This is a genomic window from Xanthomonas sp. WHRI 6106 (assembly GCF_040202405.1).
GTDB lineage: Bacteria > Pseudomonadota > Gammaproteobacteria > Xanthomonadales > Xanthomonadaceae > Xanthomonas > Xanthomonas cannabis.
In genome coordinates, this window is sequence record NZ_JBEGFC010000010.1 from 23,317 (window position 1) to 46,313 (window position 22,997).

Below are 22,997 nucleotides of genomic sequence, written 5' to 3' on the forward strand. Positions count from 1 at the left end.
GAAGGAGGACAATGTCCCGAAGGGAGAAGGGAGAAGCAGCCCAGTCAGCCCGCGCGCGCGCATCACCGCTTGCGCTGATGCATCGCCGCTTCGTCGTCCAGCCAATTGCTGCCCTTGTTGGTCAGGAAGAACATGTAGACCACCAGCGACACCGCGATCACAGCTGTTGCGTAGATCACGAATTCGCTCACATGGTTGGTCTTCAACGAGGCCTGGTACAGCAACGGCGCGGTGCCGCCGAACGCGGAATTGGCCAGTGCATAGCCCAGGCCAACGCCCAGCGCGCGCACATGGGTGGGGAACAATTCCGCCTTCACCACCGCATTGATCGAGGTGTAGCCGGTCAGGATCACAAAGCCCACGGTGAGGATCGCAAACGCGGTCAGCCAATCGGTCTGCTTGGGCAGTTCCATCACCAGGAACCAGGTATAGAGCACGCCGCCGATGCCGAAGAACACCAGCAGTGTCTTGCGCCCCACGATGTCCGACAACCAGCCGCCCACCGGCTGCATCAGCATCAACACCGTCAGCGCTACCAGATTGATGATGGTGCCGGCCATCACGTCGCCACCGGCGAACGCGGTCTGGATCATCTTCGGCCCGGTTACCGAATAGGTGTAGAACGCGATCGTGCCGCCGGCGGTGATTAGGAAGCACAACAGCAGCGGACGCCACTGATTGACGAACAGCTCGCGCATCGAACCGGAGGCCCTGGCCTTGCCGGTACGCGAATCGGCGATGGATTCGGAGCTCAACGACTCGTCCATGGTCCGGCGCAGCCAGAACACCACCAGCGCTCCGATACCGCCCAGGCCGAATGCCACGCGCCAGCCCCACGCCGACACCTGCGACGCATCGAAGAAATGCAGCATCACCAGCAAGGTGGCCTGCGCCAGCACATGCCCACCGACCAGGGTGACGTAATGGAACGAGGACAGGAACCCGCGCCGGCCCGGAATGGCCGCTTCGGACATATAGGTTGCGCTGGTGCCGTACTCGCCACCGGTGGCAAAGCCCTGCAGCAGGCGTGCCAGCAGCAAAATGATCGGCGCGGCGATGCCGATCGTGGACACGGTGGGCGTGATTGCGATGACGAACGAGCACACCGCCATCAACGACACCGAAATTGTCAGCGCCAAACGGCGGCCGTAACGGTCGGCGAAACGGCCGAAGTACCACGCGCCGATCGGGCGCATCAAGAACGTCATCGCAAAGATCGCCCACACGAACATGGTGGCGTTCTTGTCTTCCTTGGAAAAGAACTGCGATTCGAAATACGTGGCAAACACCGAGTAGACGTAGACGTCGTACCACTCGACCAGATTGCCGGCCGATCCCTTGAGCGTATTGGACACCGAGCGGCGAAGGCTACCGGGTGCTGCGCCAGAACCGGCGGCGATCGGAGACGATGGGGGTGCGCTCATGCGGTGGATTCTCTTGGGTGGGACAGCCCCGGAGTATAGGTGCGTGCTTGTGTGACGCATGTAAGCATTTCGGCGCATATACAGCGGCAAAGCGCACGCCGGGCCGCTCGCTTCAGTCCGCTTTTGGGGTCGGCGCCGCAAGCGATTTGCTGTACATCCCGGAGCGATCGAAGCAGCACGCACGCCGCTTGCCGGCCGCGAGCATGTCGCAGGCGGTGGCGACGCGCCTGGCCCGCGTGTCGGCCTTCTTGCCCGAGACGATCCAGAAGATCCAGTCGCGCCGCGCCACTGCGGTGATGTCGTCCCAGGTCGCACGTGCGGCCGGATGCGCGGCCAGTGCGGCGTGCAGATCGTCCGGCACGACCGGCTCGGGTTCCACGTCCACCGGCGCGATCTCCAGTGCCACCGTCTGCCCGGCCGCAACGCCCGCCGCCTGCTGCAGCGCGCGATCAACCCTGAGCCAATGCCCACCCTGCCCGTCCGGCTGCAGGGTCGCCTGCAAGCGCTGCCCGGCCAGGGTGCCCGCCACCGTCACCATGCTGCGCGTGGGCAGCCTGTCGCTGGCCGCCGTAGGCAGCACCAGAAACAGCCAGGACGCACCGGCAGGCGCTGCCGGTGCCAGCAACGTCGCCTTGCAGCGGATGGTGGCAACGGCGTTGACCATGCTGCGGACCATAGCACCGCAAGATCGCCACACGCAGCGCTGCGGGACCGACCACATGCAGCGCGACGCGGCGCCCTTGTCGAGGTCGCATATCGTGCAGGTGCGTGCCTTGCCCCTACGATTGAGTGCGACACAGCGGTCGCAACGCGCCGCGTTTTACGCCGGCGCGATGCTACTGGTCTTCCTCATCCATGCCCGCGCCCTTCACACCCCCCATGCCGTCGGCCTTGCCAGAATGCCGGCCGCTTGTGGCCGCAATGGCAGGGGAACCGGAGTTGGATGCATGACATGGATCATCGTGGCCACGGTCGTCATCACGTTGGTGATGGGGCTGCTGGCGCTCAACTTCGCCACGCCTGAGAAAAAGCTCCAGCACATTCCCGGCCATTGCTATGACGTGTCCGACCCGCAGTTCAAGCGCGAGATGTCGGTGTTGCTGGGGCCGGCGATCCTGCCAGGCAACAAGATCGATGTGCTGCAGAACGGGCGCGAGATCTTTCCGGCGATGCTGGCCGCCATCCGCGCCGCGCAGCACACCATCACCTTCGAGACCTATATCTACTGGTCGGGTGAGATCGGTCGCGAGTTCAGCGAGGCGCTGTCCGCGCGCGCGCGCGCCGGGGTCAAGGTGCGCGTCACCATCGACTGGGGCGGCAGCTTGAAGATGGACCCGTCGCTGGTGGAGGAGATGACCGAGGCCGGCGTGGAAGTGCATCGCTACCGTCCGCTGACCTGGTACAACCTGCATCGCGTCAACAACCGCACGCATCGCAAATTGCTGGTGATCGACGGCCGTCTCGGCTTCACCGGTGGCGTGGGCGTCGCCGACCAGTGGATGGGCGATGCGCAGGACCCGGGCCACTGGCGCGACTCGCACTACCGGATCGAAGGGCCGGTGGTGGCGCAGGTGCAGGCGGCCTTCAACGACAACTGGATCAAGAGCACCGGTCGCGTGCTCAACGGCGCCGAGTATTACCCTGAGCTGGCACCGGCCGGCGACAGCGATGCGCAGCTGTTCGTGGCCTCGCCCGCCGGCGGTAGCGAGAGCATGCACCTGATGTACCTGATCGCCATTGCCGCGGCGCGCACGTCCATCGATCTGGCTGCAGCGTATTTCGTGCCCGATGCGTTGATCACCCGCTCGCTGCTGGAAGCGCGCAGCCGCGGCGTCAACATCCGCGTGCTGCTGCCCGGCAAGCATATCGATGCGATCTCGGTGCGGCTGGCCTCCAAGGCCAGCTGGGAGCCGCTGCTGCAGGCCGGCATCGCCATCCACGAATACACGCCCACCATGCTGCACACCAAGTTGCTGATCATCGACGGCCTGCTGGTGTCGGTGGGCTCCACCAACTTCGACATCCGCTCGTTCCGCCTCAACGACGAGGCCAGTCTGAACGTCTACGACCGCACCCTGGCCGCGCGCATGACCGAGGTGTTCGAGGCCGACCTGCAACGCGCCGAGCGCTACACGCTGGAGCGGTGGCGCGCACGCCCACTGCGACAGAAGCTGGGCGAGAAGCTGGTATTCCCGTTCCGCTCGCAGGTGTAGTGCGCACGGCGTCCGCCGTCAGCAACACCGCCTCACAGCGGCGCGGTAGTTCCGGCCTGCAGACGCAGCTGGCGCAGGCGCCACCACACCCCGCCCACGTGGACCAGCGAATACAGCACCAGCGCTGCGGCGATGCCCAGGGTCAGCGCGCTGGCCTGCGAACCGGCCACCGTCACGCCCTGGCTGAAGGCGCCCGAGGCCCAACGCCAGGCCAGCCGGCCCAGCAACACCAGCATCAACGCAGCGCCGATCCAGGGGTTGGGCGTATACCAGCCGCGCCCGTCCACCCACTCGGCATGCGTATAGCGCAGCGACAGCGCACCCAGCCCCATGCCCACCAACGTGCCCACGGCAATGCCGGCCCGCACCTGCGGCAAGCCGTAGACCGCATACGCCAGCGCCGCGGCCGCGATGATCAGCACCACGCTGCGCACTGCCGTGCTCGCCGGCTTCCACTGCTGGCGGCCGAAGCTGCGCCGGATGCGCCGGTAGTAGAGGTAGCCAATGGCGGCCATCGAGAGATACGGCGTCAGCGGTGCGATGGCAGCGGCGGGCATGGCGGTTCCTTTGCGGGTGGGTTGAAGCGACCGACGCAGAATGAAACCAGCCATCGGCGCGAACAAGGTGCCAAGTGTCACTTTCTGCAGGCGGCGGCGTGGCGGCCCGTCGCCGGCAAGCCGCCGTCTGGCAGGGCTGTGCGCACGTAGGACCACCGCAGCGGGTGCGTTCCCGCCCCGGCCGGTGAACACCGCAAACGCGCGCCGGCGGTTGCCACACGCGAACCGGAGCGGCACAGGTAGACTTGCGCGCAGTGTTCCCCCACCGCAGTGCCATGTCCGCCATCAAGCAAGACGCCCACACGCTGATCGACACGCTGCCCGACACGGCCGGCTGGGACGACGTGGTTCGCGCCGTGGGCGATGCAAGCTTCCAGGCTGCGGTGCAGGACGGCATTGCCGCCGCAGAGCAGGGCGCGTTTGCCGCACCGGCGCAGGTCGGCGCACTGTTCGCCAGGTGGGGCGTTGATGTTACGGCGTGACTGGACCGTCCCGGCCGCCAAGCAGCTTGCCCACGCCCAGGATCACTACCACGCGCTCAACCCGGCCGCGGCCGCCGCCATGGGCCGGCAGGTGCTGGAAGCCACCCGCACGCTGGCCGAGCAGCCCGGCCGTGGCCGTGCCGGCCGGGTGCCTGGCACTCGCGAGTGGGTGGTCAGGCAAACCCCGTACGTGCTGGTCTACCGCGTGCGCGACGACGCGCTGCAACTGCTGCATGTCCACCTCGACGCCAGCGACTGGCTGCCGCGCACCGAGCCGCTGATCGAACGCATCGAGCCGTGGATCGCCGCGCTGATCAGCGCGCTGCTGCACGTGCTGATGCTGCTGATCCTGCTGTCGGCCTCCACCCCCACCGTCACCCCGCCGCAGGGCTCGCCCAGCGGTGGCCGCACCAAGGTGGACTTTGTCGGCGACACCAGCCAGCCGCAGCAACCCACGCCCTCGCCCACTCCCACGCCGCCCTCGCAGACCCCGGCCCCGGTGCAGCCGCCGCCGGCCGCCTCGCCGGTGCAGTCCACCCTGGTCCAGAACGCCAGGAACCCGGTGCCGCCGGCGGGCAACACCCGCCGTGGCGGCCTGACCGAGCAGCGCCAGACCCGCCCCGTGCAGCGCCCCACCCCGCCGCAACCGCCGGCCGAGCCGTCGTCGCCGCCGCAGCGTCGCCCCGAGACCTGGACCGGGCGCCCACCGGGCATGCTCGACGAACCCGCCGACTCCGCCGAAGACGGCACCGCCTACACGCCCACCATCAGCGAAGGCCGCCGCCGCGACCGCAACAACGCCCAGCCCAGCCTGGATATCGGCGGCTTCCAGGTCTATTACGACGTGCGCAGCGAAACCCAGCTGCGGGTGTGGAAGGAACAGGGCATGCAGGAAATCGCCATCATCCTGCCCGGCACCCAGCAGCGCATGGTCTGCCCGCTGGAGGTCGCCCTCAAACGCGGCTCCAGCAAATGCCGCCTGCTGCCACCGGACTCGCCGGAGCTGAAGACCATCGGCGACGCCCGCGAGGTCATCAACATGATGGAGGTCTACAAGCAGGGCGAGCCGGTGTGGCGTGGGCCGGGGCCGTATCGGTGAGGGGTGAGGCTAGGTTGGCCCCGGATTCCACTTACCTGCTAATGCGGGAATGACTGCATTCGATACCGGGCGTGCTGACGTTGGCTGAGTGCTTGCACTTCTCTAAAGTGCAAGCAACCTGATGTCACCGGGAGGGCCATATGCCTTCTTTCACCGTCCGCAATATCCCAGACGACGTGCATCGCGCGATCCGCGCGCGGGCTGCACTCCACGGCCGCAGTACTGAAGCAGAAATCCGCGCGATCCTTGAATCGGCGGCCAAACCCGCTGACCGGGTCAAGCTCGGTTCCCTGCTGGTAGAGATCGGTCGTGATGCCGGCCTGACTGCCAGGGAAGCCGACGCCTTCGACAAATTGCGCGACAAGGCCGCGATCAAGCCGATCCATCTGAAGTGATCCTGCTCGACACTAACGTCGTCTCAGCGCTTTGGCGGCCCAAGCCCAATCCGTCCGTCCTCGCCTGGATCGATGCGCAGGCCATTGAGACACTGTTCCTGTCGGTCGTGACGGTGGCTGAACTCCGTTTCGGTATTGCCGTGATGCCCAAGGGCCGAAAGCGATCCACCTTGCATGCTCGGTTGGAGGGCGAGGTATTGCCACTGTTCGACGGGCGCCTGCTCGCATTCGATCTGGATGCATCACACGCATTTGCGGCGCTTGCATCGAAAGCCAGAACCGCAGGACTCACACTCGGGCGCGCCGATGCCTACATCGCTGCAACGGCAGCCGCGCACGGATTGACCGTTGCCACCCGTGACACGCCGCCATTCGAGGCGATGGCGTTAGACGTCATTAACCCGTGGAATTGAGCTGGAGCGCGCGGTGATAAACCGGCATTTCGGCGCCGATTTCTGACGCACTGTTTTGAAAGCAGCAACCGAACGAGCCGAAGATGTCTTCAGCCCGTTCGTCAATTAGCCGGCGGTTGCAGCCATCACTTCCCCTGGTCTTTGCCGAGCTTTGTACCCAGTGACCCCTTGAACGGCGCCGGATTGCTGGTGACCAGGCAGTTGTAGGCTTTGTCGCTGTTGAGCACCAGCACGGACGACTGCGGCCCCTTGAAATCCAGCCCTACCGAGAACAGCACATACGTGTTGGGCAGCGCGCTCGGTCGAAATGCCCCGAAGGCATACTCGCCAGACAGGCCCAACGGCGACAGCGGCACCGTGAGCACCAGCGGCTGCGTGGCAACCGGAGAGGGCAGCGAGGAGGAAGCAGACATGATCTTGGACTGCACGTCGATGGAGTACTTGGTGGTGACCGTCATCCCCAGATACTTGGAATCTGGTGCCGACACCTGCTTGCGACAGGCCGCAATATCTTCCGGCTTCTGATCCTGCTGACCCGTCTGCAGCGTGGCAAAGACATGGGTCAGCGTGACCTTGTCCGCTCCGGTGACCGGTGCTGCAACGGCAGCGTCCATGCACAACGCGGCCACGACGAGCGAAAGGCCACATGCCGCAAGCGCACCGCGATAGCTGTTTCTACGTTTCATTTCGATCACTCCTTTGTCAGCGATGCAAGGTGTCGGCAGTGGCTCTTGCGCGGCTGCCGCTTGCGTCTTGAATGGAACTCGCAACGGCACCTGTGCATAACGCCAAGCGGCAGATGATCGATTGCGTACGATGACACCATGCGCGTGTGTGGGAGTACCACACCTACGCCACCCAGCTGGCCACGCCGCTGGTGTATGCATCGTTGAAGACCAACGCTTCGCAAACCCGGCAAATCGTCTCAACGACATCGTTGCGTGATGCAGCTCGGATTTTGGAAGCAAATAAAGCGACACCTCTTGCTCGAATCAGACATCAATCGAGACCGCACCAAGGCATGACCCCTCTTGGCACACGAAATTTGGTTCTATTTCGCGACTGAGCGAGGTAGCTTTGAGAGGCGAGCGTCGCAGGCAAAGCTGGCGTAACTAGGGTGAGAACCAATGGCAGCTATAGTTAACGCAGCACTGCCACCGCTTCCAACGCATCCACCACAGGCCCAAACACAATCTGCCGCAGCAAGCGCGCTTCGCCAGGATCGACTGCATGCGTGGCGCCTTGTTCGTAGCTCTGCAGCACCACGTGCGATTCCCGTCTGATCGCGATGGCTAGTTCATCCAGGTGTCGCAATGTCAGTTTTGGCGGTACGCCGATGGAGTGGCCAAACGCGGCGACATCATCCCGGCCGATGGCGTCATAACGGTGGGAAGTGCCCATCGGGAAAACCAGTTCGTCCAAGCCCCAGTCGGGGGCCTTGTAGACGCTGGTGCTGAGCAGGTCGTAATGCGGGGCGAGTTCCCAGCCATTTGCGCCGCGCAGGAAGCTCAGGTTCTTCAGGTGGGCATCGCTGTTGCCGATGAAGAAATTGAACAGTTGCCAGCGCAGCAACGCAATGCGCGTGGCCGCAGGCATACGGCTGATGCGTTCGAGCGCGCGCAAGTTACTGCTGGTGGCTTGCTGGTATTTGTAAACACGATCCAGGGACAGCAGTTGGCAACCGTCCAGCGCATAACGGCGCTGTGCCTGCAGGCCATCGCCGATGCGGTCGAAACGGCGGACCAGATACACCGGTTCCGGCACGCGGCGCACGGCCACCTGTGGCACCGGCAGTCCGCAGGCAGCGGCCAGCTGCATGCAGAACCATTCATTGACCGCGCTGTGCGGGTAGTCGTCCACATGCTCGTGGTCGGGTTTGAGGATATGGGTGGACGCAGCCGTGCCCACCGGCTCCCACAACTGCCCCTGCTCCAGCACCACCGCCAGCTTGTGCTGGGCGCCCGCCAACGACATGCGCTTGGGTGCGCCATGGGTCAGCGGTTGCCGAGGCAAGGCGCGAATACGCGCAGAAAGCGCGACATCGCTCAGCGGCTGCAGCGCCGGCGGCGGCAGTTGCTGGCCTGGCCTGAGCAAAGTCAGCGCGCCGGCCGACTCCGGGCCGAAACGTTGCAACAGGCCGAAAGCATCTGCCGCGTCGATGCCGGCGTCGCTGGCGATCAACCGGCGTCCGCCCTCCTCGGGCAGCAGGTTGTCGAAGAACCACTGCACCGGGCGCTGGCTGCCGCCATCAACGATCTCGCCCGCGCGACATGGCAATGCTGGAGACAGATCGAAGCCGTCCATTCGCCACGCCGGGTCGTACGCAAGCGCCCATATATTGCCTTGCTCGCGCAACTCCCCGATGCGGCGCTCTTCCAGCCACAGCTCAAGGCTGCGTGGCGCATCGGCGGTGTTCATTCGGCGTGCTTGGCTACCGGCGCAGGCAGTTCCACCGGCAGATCCAGCTGGACCTGGATGCCTAATTGCCGCAGCAGTTCGAACACCCGGCCCAGTTGCACGGTGTCCTTGCCGCGCTCGAGATTGCCCAGCACCACATGGCTGGTGCCGGCCAGCGCAGCCAGGTCGTCCTGACGTAGACCTTGTGCCTTGCGCACTGAGCGGACATAGGCGCCGATGTCGGATGCTTGGTCAATTGGGACGCGCATAGTGAATTACCGAATCTAAAGCGGACTTTAGATTACCTCTGCAATTTGACGGCAACAAGTAAAAACTAAAGCAGGCGTTAGATTGGGCATTTGTCAGCTGCAGGCCAGGCCAAACCTAACTCTCACTTTAGTTTCATTGCTTGAGCAGTCGCTGCTGCGAAGGGAAAACGAGCCCACGCGCTGCCTGGCGGAGCTCCAACGGTACATAGCTCGGCTACGGAGACCAGATCTCGCACCTTGCAGCACGCGACCAACCGGAACTGGCTACAGTCTGCTCAGGGCCGTGCGCGCCCACTCCATCCACCTGGGTTTCAAAGGATCTGCATGTCCCTACATCGTCTTGCTCCGCGTGTGGGCCTGGCCGTTGGCCTGCTGTGCGCCAGCACCGCGCATGCCGCCGCGCCTGCGCCGGCCCATCGCTTGCTGCGTGTCACCCTGGGCGGTGCCGCCGACCAGCCCACTTCCGGCCGGCTGCTGGTGTTCGCCACGCTGGCCAAGGATGCCGAGGCCCAGGCCCAGCAGTCCAGCAAGGACGGCAAGGCCGGCAAGGTGGAAGCGGTGGATACCAACCCGTTCCGCCCCAGTGCCACCGCAGTGGCCGCGCAGGAGGTGACCGGCCTTGCGCCGGGTGGCAGCGTGCAGATCGATCTGGACAACATCGCCTTCCCCAGCGGGTTCTCGGCATTACCGGCTGGCGAGTATCTGTTTCAGGCCGTGCTGGATCCCAACCACAGCTACGGCTACATGGGCCGCGATGGCGGCGACCTGCTGAGCGCCGTCACGCCGGTCATCCTGGGCGGCAAGCATGCCGCGCTGCCCGCGCTGACGCTGAGCACGCAGGTGCCGGCCTCGGACGACCCGTGGCAGGTCTCGCCGCGTGCGCCGCAGGCCGTGCGCGATGCCGTGCCCGAGGCCAAGCTGCATAGCGCCGATGCGTCGATGGTCAGCCCCGCGCTGAGCGCATTCTGGGGCCGGCCGGTTTCCCTGCGCGCGCGCGTGCTCACCCCGCCCGGCTACGACGCCAAGGCCGCCACCCGCTATCCCACCGTGTATGTCACCCATGGCTTCGGCGGCAACTACAACCGCTTTGCCGGCAGCATCGCGTCCACCTGGGCGGCGATGGCCGCCAAGCAGATGCCGCCGATGATCTGGGTGTTCCTGGACCAGTCCACGCCCACCGGCACCCACGAGTTCGCCGACTCGGTCAACAATGGCCCCTGGGGCACCGCACTGACCGAAGAGCTGATTCCCGCGCTGGAACGCCAGTACAAGATGGACGGCAAGGCCAAGGGCCGGTTCTTGAACGGGCATTCGTCCGGCGGCTGGGCCACGCTGTGGCTGCAGACGCGCTACCCCAAGCTGTTCGGCGGCACCTGGTCCACCTCGCCCGATTCCAGCGACTTCCACGACTTCACCGGGCCGGATCTGTACGCGCCCAACGCCAATGTCTACCGGCGCGCAGACGGCAGCCAGTTCCCGCTGATCCGCGACCAGGGCAAGGTGGTGGCCGATCTGGAAACCTTCGCCAAGCTCGAAGCGGTGCTGGGCCAGTACGGCGGCCAGTTCACCTCGTTCGACTGGGTGTTTTCCCCACGTGGCGCAGACGGTCGCCCGGTGCCGATGTTCGACCGCACCACCGGCAAGGTCGATCCCACGGTGGTGGCGTACTGGCGCGACCATTACGACATCGCCGCACGGGTGGCTGCGCAGTGGCCCACGCTCAAGCCGGATCTGGACGGCAAGATCCACCTGATCGTCGGCACCGCCGACACGTTCTACCTGGATGGCGCGGCGCGCAAGTTCCAGGCGGTGCTGGACGGGCTGGGCGCCAAGAGCGACTTCCGCTACCTGGAAGGCCGCACCCACTTCGACCTGTACAAGGAGGGCGACGACAGCAACGCCCTGATGAAGAAGATCGCCTGGGAGATGTACGCGGTGGCGCGACCGAAGCAGTAAGCGCGTAGCGGCCTGGCTGGCCCGGCCGACGGGCTGGCCATGTCTGTGACCGACACGCGATGCGCGAGGTAAGCGTGCTGGCAGCGGTGCGCGGCACACCACTCGCTCACGCCCCCTGCGTCGCCCGCTGCGGCGCACCTCACGCCGAGCGCTTGGGCAGCTCCCACTCCATCTGCTGGCGCAACACCAGCAGCAGCACCTTGATGTGACCGGCGCGCACCAAGGCCGCCGGGGTCTGCCCATCCAGCGCGTTCATCGGCTCGCGGAACCAGCGGATCAGCGCCTCGTTGTTGCCGCCATGCAACGCCCACGCATGGCAGACGATCTCGCCCAGCGCTTCGATGCCGGCGCTGCCCAGCAGCTTCAGGTGCTCCGGGCTGAACTTGAACAGCGACAGCACCAACTCGGCATCGGCGGCCTTGCCGTGGTCGACCGCCATCTGCGCGCTGTGTGCGGTGCTATAGCCGGATGGCTGCGCGCGCAGCGCTTCGGCGCGGCGCATGCCGGTGAGCAGTGAGGCAATGAGGTCGGCGCGGTCCACGGGGCAATCCGGTTGTATCGTGCGCGCACGCTAGCGGTGCGGGCAGCGGCGCTCAATCGGGAGTCTCCCGACACGCGCATTGCCAGTCAGCCGGCATTGGCATCGGCGGCACCTCACGGGTGGGGTGCTAGCATCCGGGCGCATTGCCTGGCAGCGGCCCGGTTCGCCCGGCCTGCCGCATCAGGAATGCCACCTCATGAGGAGTGACCCGATGAACTGGACGTCCGCCGTTGCCATGCTTGCCCTGTCCACCGCCGCGTTGCCGGCGCTGGCTCAATCCGACCGACAGGTGGCCGAAGACATGATCACCCGCTCGGCCAATGTCTGCCCCGGCCACAGCACCGAGCGCACCAGCCCCACCGTCAAGGCCATGCCCGTGGGCGCGCTGCGGGTGATGCTGGAACGCGGCCTGGTCATGTGCCCGGACCGCCGCCTGGACGCCGCCGCCCCGGCCGTGTTCTACGGCCGCCTGGGCGTGTTCGCCTGGAACCCGGACGTGCCGGCCGCCAAGACCGTGATCGTGCAACAGATCGGCGCGATGACCCGCAAGGACGACTACCCCGTCGAAACGCTGGTGTGGGATGCCAAGGGCACCGCGCTCAACCAGCAGACCGTGCCGATGTTCGAGCCCAGGCCCGGCGCGGCGGTGTTGTACAAGGTGCGTTGAGTCCGTGAGCGCGCGCGATGGAATCGTCCGCGCGCTCATGCCGCCGCCGGTCGCTGGCGTGCCTAGAGACCCAAATCGGACAGGCTCGGATGCGCGTCGGGCCTGCGCCCGAGTGGCCAGTGGAACTTGCGCTCCGATTCCTGGATGGGCAGGTCGTTGATGGACGAGTGACGCGCGCGCATCAGGCCGTCGGTATCGTATTCCCAGTTCTCGTTGCCGTAGGAGCGGAACCAGTTGCCGGAGTCGTCGCGCCATTCGTAGGCATAGCGCACCGCGATGCGGTTTTCATTGAATGCCCACAGCTCCTTGATGAGCCGGTACTCCAGTTCCCTGGCCCATTTGCGTTCGAGGAAGGCCTGCGCCTGATCGCGGCCGGTGACGAACTCGGCGCGGTTACGCCAACGCGTATCCACGCTATAGGCCTGGGCCACCTTGGCCGCATCGCGGCTGTTCCAGCCGTCTTCGGCCAGACGTACTTTCAGCAAGGCGCTGTCGTGGGTGAAGGGCGGCAGCGGCGGGCGGGACGATGCAGGCGATGACATGGCAACACTCCTCACAGAAGGCAGAACAGGAAAGGAAAGGACGCTACCCAAGCAACCTGCGGGCAGCCTGTTGGGCGGTGGTTGCAGACTCCGTACCGCCAAAGACCAGCGCAACGGCAATCGCGCCGTCGATCAATACCAATAGTTGCTGCGCCAGCGCATCCGGCTCTGGCCGGCCGGTGGCCACCACCAGGTCGTGCAGATACGTGTGCAAGCGCTGCTTGTGCAAGCGTGCCGCCCTGCGGATCACATGGTTCGAGTCGCCGATTTCACCTGCCGCATTGAGAAACGCGCAGCCATGGAAGCGGTTATCGGCAAACCAGCTCTGCAGCGCGTCGAAGCACGCCAGCAAGCGCGCGACAGGATCGTCGCTGTGTGAGGTGGCGGCCACGAACCAGGCCATCCAGCGTTCGTCCCGGCGCAACAAGGCCGCTTCCACCAACGCGTCCTTGGTGGGATACAGGCGATAAAGCGTCTTGCGTGCCACCCCGGACGCCTTGACGATCGCCTCCATGCCGGTGGCGTGAATGCCACCGGCATAGATCAGGCGCTCGGTAGCATCGAGCAGCGCGGCGTGGGGTTCAGGTTCGGGCAGCGAGGGCTTCATGCGGACTGAGAATGATCGTTCTCGACAAAGTAGAACGATCATTCTCTGCTGTCAATACGGCGCATGGCCTTGGATCCAGCTCCAGCCCGTCTTCCGTGTGCTCATGCACGTGGCTGCATGGCAACCACACGCGGCGGCAGCCGGCCCATCGCCACCTCGTCTACCACAGGCGCTGGTGTTCGCCGCACAGCGGTTGTGCATTGATCTCGTCGACGATGCCGCGCAGCGCACGCGCGGCATTGAAGATGCTCTCGCCCAGGATCGACACGCTGCCGTTGTCCAGCGCCTGGCCGCTGCACACCGCCACCATGTCGCTTTGCGCGGTGATCGTGCGCAGCAGCGTGTGGAACCGGTCGATCTGCTCGACGGTGACACCGAAGGTGAAGTGTTCTTGCTGCGACAGCAGCGTAGTCATCCTGCGGGTTTTCGAAGTCGTCATGGCATCCGTCCTCGACGTAAGCGGATGAGATATCCGTCACCCGAATTTATCCCTTTTTCAGATATTTGAAAAGGGGATATAGCTTTAGTGCGGCCTATCAACGTTGCCGCCATGCCAATCAAGTCAATCCATAAAGATCATTACGACATCTTGCTGCAGCAACTGCGCGAGCTTCGCCTCTCCGCTGGGCTAACGCAGGCCGCCCTAAGTACAGCACTCAAGCGCCCACAGTCGTATGTGAGCGATGTCGAGCGAGGCAGTCGCCGGATGGACTTGCTTCAGTTGCGAAGCTTCTGCAACGCCTGCGGAACCTCGCTGACCAAGTTCGTCACAGAGTTCGAGAAAGAACTGAAGTAAATCCACCGGGACGGTGGTGTTGTTTCGTTCCTAATTGTTCGGCCCGACCGTCGCTGTGAAGCTTCGGGGCTCACCGGTCATCGGATCATCAAACGCCAACGTGTGCGCGAACAGCTGCAGCGGCCGCTCAGGATCATCGGGCCGCTGGTCTTCCAGCTCGGGATAAAAGCGATCATGCAGGATCGGCGCGCCCAGTGCGGCCATATGCACACGCAACTGATGCTTGCGCCCGGTGACCGGCTCCAGTCGATAGGTCCACATGTCTGCACCGCGCGCGACCACATCGATCACCGTTTCGCTATTCGGCTCGCCCACCCCCTCGCGCATGCGGAAAAACGGCTCGCCCGGCTCCAGCCGGCTGCGATGCACATACGGAAACGTCAGCCCCGGCAGCGGCGCTGCCACTGCCAGATAGTGCTTGCGGATACGCCGCTCACGAAACAGCGCCTGGTAGACCCCGCGCGTGGCCGGGTTGGCCGAAAACAGCACGAGCCCGGCGGTGTCGCGGTCGATGCGGTGCAGCGGCACCAACGACGGGTTGTCCAAGCGTAGTGCCAGCCGGGTGAGCAAGGTCTCGCGCATGTAGGCGCCTGCGGGAACCACCGGAAGGAAATGCGGCTTGCAGGCCACGATCACCTGCGCATCGGCATGCACCACCGTTTCTGTTGCCGCAACGACCGGCTCCTCGACCACTTCGCGGAAGTAATACAGTTCTGCGCCCAGCCGGTAGGGCGCATCGACATCCATTACCTGCTGCTGTGCATCCAGCACACGGCCACGCGCAAAACGGGCGCGCCACGCGGCGGCGTCCACGCCCGGGAAACTCGCACACAGCGCCTCCAGCACGGTGCCCCAGGGACCGGCCGGAAGCTGGAAACGACTGGCAGGAATGCCATCGCGGATCGGGCGGGCAGCAGACATGGCAACGACGCAGATGCACTCGGGCTCAGAAGCGGCAATCGTACCGTGCCGTGCCGGTGCTCTCCGCGAGGCGTCGCCAGCAGCGCTGTGAGGAGGATTGCCGGCGAGCGTTACGCAGCACACCCTGCCGGGCGCTATTGCGACGTGGCCGGCTGGCAAGGGACTGCGATGCGCGGTGCAGCCACCGGATGCGGAAGCAGTGACGGGTATTTCAAGGCAGCAGGCATTGCCGGCCGCCGTGATGCGCCTCAAGAAGGGCGGTGGAAGCTGTGATACTGGAAAGGACGCACGCTCGCGCGCATCGTCGCAAGGTTGGGTGCGGTGCCTCGAACCACCCACACTATGTCCCATTACTAGCGGTTGGGTGCAGTGCACCCACAAGCTGCTTGTGACAAGGCTAAGTCGTAAAGATGCCTGCGCCCTGCACGTGCGCAGGCATCTTTACGCACGTCTGCTCCCGCTTGCCACAGCATCAGCATCAACCGCAGCAATCCAGCCTCACAGCTTCAGGTTCACGCCAATAAACACCTGCCGCCCAGCCGATGGCGAGAACATGGGCTGCGCCTGTGCTTGGAAGAAACTGTCGTACCAGGCGTAGTCGTACAGGCGCCCGGTGACGTTGCGCAGCTGCAGGTCCACGCTCCACGCCGGGTTGACCTGATAGCGCGCGGTGAGATCGAGCGTGGCCATGCTGCCGAACTTGCCGGCCACATTGCGCTCTTCCAGGTAGTAATCGCTCTGCGCACGGCCCTGCAGCCCGAGCTTGAGCGCATCGCTCGCCTGGTAGTCCACGCCGATATTGCTGATGTGGCGCGGCGTGGCCATCACTTCGTTGCCCTGGATGGAGACGCTGGCATCGCGTCCATCGCGCGCGATCTTGGCCTCCTGGTAAGCATGCGATGCCCACACCGTCCACGCCTCGCCCAGCTGGGCATTGATCTGCGCATCCACGCCGCGGCGCCGGGTCTTTCCCAGCACCACGTTGGTGCCGGTGGCCGGCATGTTGGAGATCTCGTTGGCCGCGTCCTGCTGCCAGATCGCCAGGCGCGCCTGGCTGCGCGGCAATGGGCTGAACTTCATGCCCAGCTCCATGCCGGTGTTGGTGGACGGCCCGATGGCGGCCTGGCCCGGGGTCAGGTAGGCCGGCGGAGTGGAGCCGGTGAGTACCTGGAAGGTGCGGCCCCAGTTCGCATAGACATTGGTGCGCTCGGTGAAGGCGTACACCACGCTGAGCTTGGGCTGCTCGATGGTGCCGTAGCGCTGCAGCGGGGCGCGCACACCGCCCGGCAGCGTCGTGTCGCCGTCGAAGCGGTCCACGCGGTAGGCCGGCACGATCTTCAACGCCTCGATCGGCTGGTAGATGGCCTGTACATAGGCGCCCCAGTTGTCGAACGTATGCCGGTCGTCGTTCTGGACACGCGCAGGGCGCGCGTTGAAATCGGTGGGCTCGCTATAAGCAAAGCGCAGGCGCTGGTAGCGGTTGTCCTGGTGCTCGTAGTTCAGGCCCGCTTCCAGGGTCAGCTGGTCGTCGGCGCGCCAGGTCAGCGTGTTGAGCATGCCGATTTGCGATTCGTCCCAGATGCGGCGCTGGCGTGGCGCATTGCCCACCGGCAGGTCGCTGAAGGTCACCCGACGGTCGTCTTCGTAGCTGTTGTAGTACAGCTTGGTGCCGAAGAACACCGCATCGCTGAGCTTCATGTCCAGGTGCAGACCCAGCTGGCGCATGTCGCGGTCGCCGCCGTCGTTCAAATTGTGGGGCTGCGTGACGCGGCGGGCGGTACGCAACTGCTCGGCGGTCAGGAAGCCCGGTTCGTCGGCCTCGTTGTGGTACACGCGCGCGGTCAAGCCGATGCGCATGCCCTCTTCCAGACTACCGACGTACCACTTGCCGCCCAGCGAGTATTTGCTGGACGTGTCGTGCTGGCGGTAGCCGTCCGATGCCTGCCACCCCACGAAATAGTTCTGCGCGAAGCCCTCGTGCTCGCGCCCCACCGCCAGCTGCGCATCGCGGGTGTTGAAGCTGCCGTAGGACAGGCGCGCGTCGGTGTAGTTGCCGCCCTGCCGCGTGCCGAAATTGACGTTGCCACCGATGTTGTGCAGCCCGTAGCGCGGATCGTTGGTGCCGCGGACCACTTCGATGTAGCTGATGTCCAGCGGGAACAGCATGTCGATGAAGCGCTGGTTGCCGCTGTTGACGTTGCTGGGGATGCCGTCGATCAAGGTCTTGATGGCGTTGATGTAGCCCTCGCCGTTGAACGCGCGGAAGCTGACCTTGCCCGATTCATTGCCCTGCCGCGTCTCGGTGAGCTGGATGCCGGGCATCTGTCCCAGCAGCTCCCAGCTCTGCGATACGTTCTTGTCCTCGATCTCATCGGCACCCAGCACGTCCACCGAGGTGAGTACCTGATGGGATGCCAGCTGGCCATCGGCGTGGTGGTGCACATCCACCTTGCCGAGCGTCAGCGCTGAATCGGACGACTGGGCGCGCAGCTCCGGCGGAAACAGCACGGTGACGAACGAGGCAGCCAACACTTGGGTCAAGGACAAGGACGAACGGGTCACAGGCAGCCGCAGTTTGTGGGGGGGTGAATGGAATATTATAACATCCGTTGCTCGCGGCCCAGCCTGCTGGCGCTCCGCGTTGTGCTGTCGGCTGAGCCGAAGACGCGAGTAAAGGGAGACGAATGAGGGCTGCACCCACGCACACGCCGGCCGCCCTGCAAAGCATCGACGCGCTGCGCGGCGTCGTCATGGTGCTGATGCTGCTGGACCACCTGCGCGAAACCTGGTTTCTGCATGTGCCGGTGGCCGACCCCATCGACGCGACGACCGCGCTGCCGGGCCTGTATTACGCCCGCCTCGCCGCCAGCCTGTGCGCGCCGGTGTTCGTCGCGCTCACCGGTATTTCCGCCTATCTGTTTTGGCACCAAGCACACCCTGGCAGAGACCCGCCTGTTCCTGATCAAGCGCGCCCTGGTACTGATGGCGCTGGAAGTGCTGTTTCTCTCCGAGCTGTACTGGGGCGTGGCCAGCCCGACCTTCTGGCTGCAGGTGATCTGGTGCATCGGCATGTGCATGATCGTGCTGGCCCTGTTGATCGGCCTGCCGCGCAAGCTGCTGCTGGCCACGCCGCCGAAGCGATCTGGGGGCCAACGCAGGGCACGGTGTTCGGCGTGGACCATTACGGCTGGGTGCTGGCGTGGTACGTGGTGCTGATCATTCCGCTCTACCTTCCCACCGCATGGTTCTCCCGGCCTGAGGCCGCCCGGCGCGATGTGGCGTGGTTGAAGTATTTTTGAGATGCGGTGAGTGACCTTCGGGCGATACGTGCCGCGCTGCATGTTGTGTTGACTCTTGACCTCCCATACATCCCCAACCCGCCATTCTCGCCCCAGATTCAACTGGAGAACGCACGATGATGAAGTGGATGGGCACCGCGCTGGCCGCGGCATTGTTGGTGAGCGGTTGCGCCAAGGTGGAGGGCGAGCAGTTCGTCGGCCACTGGGTCAATGTGCAAACGCAGGACGAGACGATGGACATCGAGCGCAATGGCGAGACCTTCATGGTCCGCAGCACTACGCCGAAGTTCTTCAGCCGCCAGCCTAAGACCGAAAGCTACCCGGCGGTCTACAAGGACGGAGCGCTGCAGGTGACCAACGATGGCGAGACGGTGAACTTCGCCATCGACGAGAGCAACGGTCACCTCAACACCGGCGGCGAGCAGTACCAGCGCGTGCCGGCCAAATAAGCGCATCACCGCAAGCCCGCACTGCGGGCTTCGTCATTTTGGTCGCAGGCGTCGCCGCAGTTGCAGCGGATGGCGCATACACGCGTAAGCGATCAGCGCATTGCGCTCGCCTTGGCCAGAGTAGCGAGGGTCAGGCTGACTTCTTTAGTGCTGCTGGACCCGTTCTTTGCGTAGCGATGCCGTCGAGGAACAGCCCGATCAGGTGCGCGATGCGGGTTCTCGGCGATCCGAGCTGCTCGGTGGCCAGCGAGGTGGCGGTGGCGACCACGACAAGATCGTCGAAAGAGACGTCGCGCCGGACGACACCGGTCTTCTGCGCGCTCCGCAATAGCCGTTGTCCCTCCGTGCTGATGGCATCGCAGCCTGGCGTGCCGCTCTGCAGCACCTCGCCAAGCGAGGCGGCGAGCCCACGGTAGACGCTGGTGTGTTGCGCCAGCTCCTCGAGATACGCGCGTAGCGCGGCTAGCGGATCGAGCGTGCTGGCACGGGCATGACTGGCAGCGGCGAGCGAAAGGAAGCGCCCGCTGTAGACCGCGGCGAACAACGACTCGCGTGTGGGGAAGCGCCGATATAGCGTGCCGATGCCCACGCCGGCGCGTTTTGCGACGTCTTCCATCGACGCCTCGGCGCCGCGCTCCAGGAACACCTCCTCAGCTGCGGCGAGCAGGCGCTCGCGGTTTCGCTGGGCATCGGCGCGCAAGGGGGTGTCGGCGGTCAACGTGGCTATTCCCGGGCTGGCTTGTGTAAGTGGAGGCTACCTCCATATACTAAGTGGAGCAATCCTCCACTTACAAAGGACGCGAGATGGGCAAGCGATTCGAGGGCAAGGTGGTCGCGATCACCGGTGGTACCGACGGCATCGGACTGGTGACGGCGAAGGCGTTTTCGATGGAAGGCGCGCGGGTCTACATCACGGGAAGACGGCAGGACCGGCTGGACGCTGCCGTGGCGGAAATCGGTGGCGGCGCAGTGGGCGTGCAGGGCGATGTTGGCGTGCCGGAGGATATGGACAGGCTCTATGCGCGCATCCAGCAGGAGCACGGCCGGCTGGATATCGTCTTCGCCAATGCCGGCGTTTCCGAGTCGGCGGCGCTTGGCGAAATCGACGTCGCGCACCTGGAGCGCCTGCTGGCGACCAACCTCAAGGGCACGGTCTTCACCGTGCAGAAGGCGCTGCCGCTGATGGCAACTGGCGGCGCCGTGATCCTGGCGGGCTCGGTGGCTGGTAGCAAGGGGATCGGCGCACTGTCCGTGTACAGCGCCACGAAGGCTGCCATCCGCTCCTTTGCGCGCACCTGGACGGCCGACCTGAAGAGCCGCGGCATACGGGTGAATTTGGTTTCGCCCGGCATGGTCCACACGCCGGCCATGCAGGCCTACCTGGAAGCAAATGCAGGGGCTGAGGATGCGTTCAAGCAGATGATCCCGTTCGGCCGGCTCGGTAACGCGGAGGAGATTGCCGAAGCGGTGCTTTTCCTTGCCTCGGACGCGTCCAGTTTCATGGCGGGGCACGAACTGTTCATTGATGGCGGGGTCATGGCCATCTAGTCCTGCCTGTGGGAGCGTGGCGGTTGCCGACAACTTCGCCATCGTGCACAACCTGCGCGTCGTGCTATGGATGCGACGCAGGACGTGGCAGGAGACGGTGGCCGTCAGGAAATGGGGTGGTTGAGTCTCCCAACATTGTCGACGACGTTCAACTTCGAATGCCGGGCAAGTACGCCTTGACTCCTGCTATATCCCCCACCCGCCATCCTCGGCCGCAGCCTCAACGGGAGAACGCACGATGATGAAGTGGATGGGCACCGCGCTGGCCGCGGCATTGTTGGTGAGCGGTTGCGCCAAGGTGGAGGGCGAGCAGTTCGTTGGCCACTGGATCAATGTGCAGACGCAGGAAGAGACGATGGACATCGAGCGTAATGGCGAGACCTTCATGGTCCGCAGCACCACGCCGAAGTTCTTTAGCCGCAAGCCCAAGACCGAGAGTTACCCAGCGGTGTACAAGGACGGGGCGCTGCAGGTCACCAATGACGGGGAGACGGCGAACTTCGTCATCGATGAGACCAACGGCCACCTCAACACCGGCGGCGAACAGTACCAGCGCGTGACGGCCAAGTAACGCTGCTGCTGTCACCGGATGCCACTAACGCCCGCGTGCGAACTTGATGGTCGCACGCGGGCCTTTTGGTCGTTGGCAGCGTGGTGTTTCCAGCCGCTTCGACGGGCTGCAGGCCCCTGCCCTGCCTTGCGAGGGACCGCCCTGCCGCTCCGTCCGCCGCCGGCCTGAATCTGCTGCCATCCAGCGCGTACAAGCCTTACAGTGCGCTGGCACGCCAGGGTCATGGCGCTGCCCGACCGATCAATCCAGCAACTACGAGGGTGTCATGAGCAAGGGGATGGACCAGAAAAAGAACCAGAAGAAAGAGCCGACCAAGACGCTGAAAGAAAAGCGCGCGGCCAAGCAGGAAAAGAAGGGCAAGTAAGCAGCCCGACCTGCCAGACGGCAGACGAGGTCAGGCGCAGGCCTGACCTCGCGGTTTTAGGGCGTGGCGCTGAGCGTTGGCTTGCGAACTCGGCCTGTCGGATTCTCCCACTCACCGCTGGCATGACCTGCGGTAGCATCCCCAACGCTGCTGTAAACCGAACAACGAGCCGGCCAAACCAGCTGTGCTAATGTGGGTTTGTGTGGATTTCGGAGCGCGTCATGAGCCGTTTGACCATTGATCTGAGCGATCAGCAGCATCAGAGCCTGAAGGCGCTGGCGGCTTTGCAGGGCAAGACCATCAAGCAATACGCGCTTGAACGCCTGTTCCCCGGCGACGTGAACGCCGATCAGGCGTGGCAGGAGTTGAAAGCCCTGCTTGGGGGACGTGTCGAGCAAGGCCTTGCCGGCAAGGTATCTAGCAAGAGCATCAGCACGATCCTGGATGAAGAATTGGCCGAGCGCCGTCGCGGTTGATGCACGGCTACGTCCTCACCGACGCGGCCGAAGCCGATCTGCGCGGGATCATCCGCTACACCTCGACACGCTGGGGCCAGGCGCAGGTTCGCCGATACATCGCAGACCTTGAACGGGGCATTGCCCGTCTCGCAGCAGGGGAAGGCACTTTCAAGGATCTGAGCACGCTATACCCTGCGTTGCGGATGTCACATTGCATGCACCATTACGTCTTCTGCCTGCCGCGTGAGCACGCTCCATCGCTGATCGTGGCGATCCTGCATGAGCGCATGGATCTGATAATGCGTTTGGCCGGCAGGTTATAGCTCACGATCCACGTAGCGATGGGGTGGCTCTCCACTCAAGCCGCCAGCCGCTTGATCCGCGACGGCAGATCGCCCAGCGCGCGGTGTGCTTGTTCCAGCTCGTAATCGGCTTGCAGGCCCAGCCAGAAGCGCTCGGTGGTTCCCAACGCTGCAGCCAGGCGCACCGCGGTGTCGGCGGTGATGCCGCGCTTGCCCAGGACGATCTCGTTGATGCGGCGCGGCGGCACGCCGGTGGCCCGCGCCAGTGCGTTCTGGCTGATGCCCATCGGCTCGAGGAACTCCTCAAGCAGGATTTCCCCGGGGTGGATGTTGGGTAGGACTGTCATGGACAGATGCCTCGTGCTCAGTGGTAATCGACAATTTCGACCTCGGCGACATCGCCCTCCATCCATCGGAAGCAGATGCGCCACTGATCGTTGATCCGGATGCTGTACTGCCCGCGCCGCTCGCCCTTCAACGCTTCCAGCGGTTGGCGGGTGGAATGCGCAGATCGTCGAGGTGCGCGGCAGCGTTGAGCATGCGCAACTTGCGGCGCGCGACCGACTGGATGTCGGCCGGCAACCGGCGGGAGCGCTCAGCCAACCAGATCTTCTCGGCTTCCTTGTCGGCAAAGCTGCCTGATCAGGCATCGACCGTAACGCGATCCGTTATATAACGCAAGCCGTCATGGCTGGGTGGTCAGTCAGCTTCCGTCGGCAGCAGTCAT

28 protein-coding genes and 1 pseudogene are annotated in these 22,997 nt (G+C 64.7%); 14 read left to right on the plus strand and 15 right to left on the minus strand.

The annotated features are described in order from the left end of the window. Window positions 1–62: 62 nt before the first annotated feature. Together ABQZ09_RS14535 and ABQZ09_RS14540 are read right to left on the minus strand one after the other, a co-directional pair. Window positions 63–1,424, minus strand: a complete 1,362-nt coding sequence (locus ABQZ09_RS14535) for an MFS transporter (RefSeq protein WP_039415273.1) — start codon at window positions 1,422–1,424, stop codon at window positions 63–65. 112 nt (window positions 1,425–1,536) lie between these two features. Then, window positions 1,537–2,088: a YdeI/OmpD-associated family protein gene (locus tag ABQZ09_RS14540; protein WP_349777229.1), complete on the minus strand. Its 552-nt coding sequence runs from the start codon at window positions 2,086–2,088 to the stop codon at window positions 1,537–1,539. A 283-nt stretch (window positions 2,089–2,371) separates the two neighbouring features. On the opposite strand from ABQZ09_RS14540, the gene ABQZ09_RS14545 reads away from it, so the two are divergent. Beyond that, entirely contained in the window at window positions 2,372–3,637 is a 1,266-nt protein-coding gene (locus ABQZ09_RS14545) for a phospholipase D-like domain-containing protein (RefSeq protein WP_349777230.1), read from the plus strand. Window positions 3,638–3,669: 32 nt separating this feature from the next. On the opposite strand, the gene ABQZ09_RS14550 is transcribed toward ABQZ09_RS14545, so the two are convergent. Then, entirely contained in the window at window positions 3,670–4,194 is a 525-nt protein-coding gene (locus ABQZ09_RS14550) for a CcdC protein domain-containing protein (protein WP_184368277.1), read from the minus strand. A 275-nt stretch (window positions 4,195–4,469) separates the two neighbouring features. Between ABQZ09_RS14550 and ABQZ09_RS14555 the strand changes: the two genes are divergently transcribed. From ABQZ09_RS14555 to ABQZ09_RS14570, 4 genes are all read left to right on the plus strand, one after another. After that, window positions 4,470–4,676 (plus strand): hypothetical protein, encoded by a 207-nt coding sequence (locus ABQZ09_RS14555; protein WP_166744656.1) that lies wholly within the window; start codon window positions 4,470–4,472, stop codon window positions 4,674–4,676. Continuing rightward, window positions 4,663–5,775 carry a type II toxin-antitoxin system RelE/ParE family toxin gene (locus tag ABQZ09_RS14560; RefSeq protein ID WP_184368280.1) on the plus strand — a complete coding sequence of 371 codons (1,113 nt, stop codon included), beginning with the start codon at window positions 4,663–4,665 and terminating at the stop codon, window positions 5,773–5,775. The genes ABQZ09_RS14555 and ABQZ09_RS14560 overlap by 14 nt, the downstream gene beginning before the upstream one ends. Before the next feature lie 140 nt (window positions 5,776–5,915). Then, the gene (locus tag ABQZ09_RS14565; protein ID WP_179456104.1) at window positions 5,916–6,170 is read left to right on the plus strand and encodes a FitA-like ribbon-helix-helix domain-containing protein; all 255 of its coding nucleotides are present in this window, start codon (window positions 5,916–5,918) and stop codon (window positions 6,168–6,170) included. Next, window positions 6,167–6,583, plus strand: coding sequence for a type II toxin-antitoxin system VapC family toxin (locus ABQZ09_RS14570; protein WP_047695763.1), 417 nt, complete (start codon window positions 6,167–6,169; stop codon window positions 6,581–6,583). Before ABQZ09_RS14565 ends, ABQZ09_RS14570 begins: the two co-directional genes overlap by 4 nt. Before the next feature lie 125 nt (window positions 6,584–6,708). Here the strand turns inward: ABQZ09_RS14570 and ABQZ09_RS14575 are convergent, their stop codons facing one another. The 3 genes from ABQZ09_RS14575 to ABQZ09_RS14585 all read right to left on the minus strand — a co-directional run bounded on the left by ABQZ09_RS14575 (window position 6,709) and on the right by ABQZ09_RS14585 (window position 9,249). Then, entirely contained in the window at window positions 6,709–7,269 is a 561-nt protein-coding gene (locus ABQZ09_RS14575) for a hypothetical protein (RefSeq protein WP_349777231.1), read from the minus strand. Between the two features lie 454 nt (window positions 7,270–7,723). Continuing rightward, entirely contained in the window at window positions 7,724–9,001 is a 1,278-nt protein-coding gene (locus tag ABQZ09_RS14580) for a HipA domain-containing protein (RefSeq protein WP_349777232.1), read from the minus strand. Then, complete coding sequence (locus tag ABQZ09_RS14585) at window positions 8,998–9,249, minus strand: helix-turn-helix domain-containing protein (RefSeq protein ID WP_349777233.1); 252 nt, start codon at window positions 9,247–9,249, stop codon at window positions 8,998–9,000. Before ABQZ09_RS14585 ends, ABQZ09_RS14580 begins: the two co-directional genes overlap by 4 nt. Before the next feature lie 324 nt (window positions 9,250–9,573). On the opposite strand from ABQZ09_RS14585, the gene ABQZ09_RS14590 reads away from it, so the two are divergent. Beyond that, window positions 9,574–11,205, plus strand: a complete 1,632-nt coding sequence (locus tag ABQZ09_RS14590) for an alpha/beta hydrolase (RefSeq protein WP_349777234.1) — start codon at window positions 9,574–9,576, stop codon at window positions 11,203–11,205. Between the two features lie 139 nt (window positions 11,206–11,344). Here ABQZ09_RS14590 and ABQZ09_RS14595 read toward each other — a convergent pair whose 3' ends face one another. Then, window positions 11,345–11,746, minus strand: a complete 402-nt coding sequence (locus ABQZ09_RS14595) for an antitoxin Xre/MbcA/ParS toxin-binding domain-containing protein (RefSeq protein ID WP_166752819.1) — start codon at window positions 11,744–11,746, stop codon at window positions 11,345–11,347. 235 nt (window positions 11,747–11,981) lie between these two features. Here ABQZ09_RS14595 and ABQZ09_RS14600 point away from each other — a divergent pair, with 235 nt between their 5' ends. Next, on the plus strand, window positions 11,982–12,413 hold the full coding sequence (locus tag ABQZ09_RS14600) for a hypothetical protein (protein ID WP_349777309.1): 432 nt from the start codon (window positions 11,982–11,984) through the stop codon (window positions 12,411–12,413). A gap of 62 nt (window positions 12,414–12,475) precedes the next feature. On the opposite strand, the gene ABQZ09_RS14605 is transcribed toward ABQZ09_RS14600, so the two are convergent. The 3 genes from ABQZ09_RS14605 to ABQZ09_RS14615 all read right to left on the minus strand — a co-directional run bounded on the left by ABQZ09_RS14605 (window position 12,476) and on the right by ABQZ09_RS14615 (window position 14,001). After that, window positions 12,476–12,955: a nuclear transport factor 2 family protein gene (locus tag ABQZ09_RS14605; RefSeq protein ID WP_349777235.1), complete on the minus strand. Its 480-nt coding sequence runs from the start codon at window positions 12,953–12,955 to the stop codon at window positions 12,476–12,478. Window positions 12,956–12,998: 43 nt separating this feature from the next. Then, on the minus strand, window positions 12,999–13,562 hold the full coding sequence (locus tag ABQZ09_RS14610; RefSeq protein WP_349777236.1) for a TetR/AcrR family transcriptional regulator: 564 nt from the start codon (window positions 13,560–13,562) through the stop codon (window positions 12,999–13,001). Between the two features lie 160 nt (window positions 13,563–13,722). Beyond that, the gene (locus ABQZ09_RS14615) at window positions 13,723–14,001 is read right to left on the minus strand and encodes a hypothetical protein (RefSeq protein ID WP_228315348.1); all 279 of its coding nucleotides are present in this window, start codon (window positions 13,999–14,001) and stop codon (window positions 13,723–13,725) included. 111 nt (window positions 14,002–14,112) lie between these two features. Here ABQZ09_RS14615 and ABQZ09_RS14620 point away from each other — a divergent pair, with 111 nt between their 5' ends. After that, on the plus strand, window positions 14,113–14,358 hold the full coding sequence (locus ABQZ09_RS14620) for a helix-turn-helix domain-containing protein (RefSeq protein WP_184441832.1): 246 nt from the start codon (window positions 14,113–14,115) through the stop codon (window positions 14,356–14,358). Window positions 14,359–14,388: 30 nt separating this feature from the next. On the opposite strand, the gene ABQZ09_RS14625 is transcribed toward ABQZ09_RS14620, so the two are convergent. Both ABQZ09_RS14625 and ABQZ09_RS14630 read right to left on the minus strand, forming a co-directional pair. Further along, complete coding sequence (locus tag ABQZ09_RS14625) at window positions 14,389–15,279, minus strand: pseudouridine synthase (RefSeq protein WP_349777237.1); 891 nt, start codon at window positions 15,277–15,279, stop codon at window positions 14,389–14,391. Between the two features lie 498 nt (window positions 15,280–15,777). Then, window positions 15,778–17,820, minus strand: a complete 2,043-nt coding sequence (locus ABQZ09_RS14630) for a TonB-dependent receptor (RefSeq protein ID WP_349777310.1) — start codon at window positions 17,818–17,820, stop codon at window positions 15,778–15,780. Between the two features lie 143 nt (window positions 17,821–17,963). Between ABQZ09_RS14630 and ABQZ09_RS14635 the strand changes: the two genes are divergently transcribed. Together ABQZ09_RS14635 and ABQZ09_RS14640 are read left to right on the plus strand one after the other, a co-directional pair. Further along, on the plus strand, window positions 17,964–18,578 hold the full coding sequence (locus ABQZ09_RS14635) for an acetyltransferase domain-containing protein (protein ID WP_349777238.1): 615 nt from the start codon (window positions 17,964–17,966) through the stop codon (window positions 18,576–18,578). A gap of 116 nt (window positions 18,579–18,694) precedes the next feature. Continuing rightward, complete coding sequence (locus ABQZ09_RS14640; RefSeq protein WP_184553919.1) at window positions 18,695–19,027, plus strand: hypothetical protein; 333 nt, start codon at window positions 18,695–18,697, stop codon at window positions 19,025–19,027. Window positions 19,028–19,157: 130 nt separating this feature from the next. Here the strand turns inward: ABQZ09_RS14640 and ABQZ09_RS14645 are convergent, their stop codons facing one another. Beyond that, complete coding sequence (locus ABQZ09_RS14645; RefSeq protein ID WP_349777239.1) at window positions 19,158–19,745, minus strand: TetR/AcrR family transcriptional regulator; 588 nt, start codon at window positions 19,743–19,745, stop codon at window positions 19,158–19,160. Window positions 19,746–19,831: 86 nt separating this feature from the next. On the opposite strand from ABQZ09_RS14645, the gene ABQZ09_RS14650 reads away from it, so the two are divergent. The 4 genes from ABQZ09_RS14650 (at window position 19,832) to ABQZ09_RS14665 (ending at window position 22,291) form a co-directional block, all read left to right on the plus strand. Then, the gene (locus ABQZ09_RS14650) at window positions 19,832–20,575 is read left to right on the plus strand and encodes an SDR family oxidoreductase (protein ID WP_349777240.1); all 744 of its coding nucleotides are present in this window, start codon (window positions 19,832–19,834) and stop codon (window positions 20,573–20,575) included. Window positions 20,576–20,813: 238 nt separating this feature from the next. Continuing rightward, entirely contained in the window at window positions 20,814–21,146 is a 333-nt protein-coding gene (locus ABQZ09_RS14655; protein ID WP_228315343.1) for a hypothetical protein, read from the plus strand. A 585-nt stretch (window positions 21,147–21,731) separates the two neighbouring features. Then, on the plus strand, window positions 21,732–21,986 hold the full coding sequence (locus tag ABQZ09_RS14660) for a type II TA system antitoxin, ParD family (RefSeq protein WP_184553911.1): 255 nt from the start codon (window positions 21,732–21,734) through the stop codon (window positions 21,984–21,986). Continuing rightward, complete coding sequence (locus ABQZ09_RS14665; RefSeq protein ID WP_228315342.1) at window positions 21,986–22,291, plus strand: type II toxin-antitoxin system RelE/ParE family toxin; 306 nt, start codon at window positions 21,986–21,988, stop codon at window positions 22,289–22,291. The genes ABQZ09_RS14660 and ABQZ09_RS14665 overlap by 1 nt, the downstream gene beginning before the upstream one ends. A gap of 35 nt (window positions 22,292–22,326) precedes the next feature. Here the strand turns inward: ABQZ09_RS14665 and ABQZ09_RS14670 are convergent, their stop codons facing one another. Next, window positions 22,327–22,617, minus strand: a complete 291-nt coding sequence (locus ABQZ09_RS14670; protein WP_064507888.1) for a HigA family addiction module antitoxin — start codon at window positions 22,615–22,617, stop codon at window positions 22,327–22,329. 17 nt (window positions 22,618–22,634) lie between these two features. Next, window positions 22,635–22,879, minus strand: a pseudogene (locus tag ABQZ09_RS19920) (type II toxin-antitoxin system RelE/ParE family toxin). Between the last annotated feature and the right edge of the window lie 118 nt (window positions 22,880–22,997).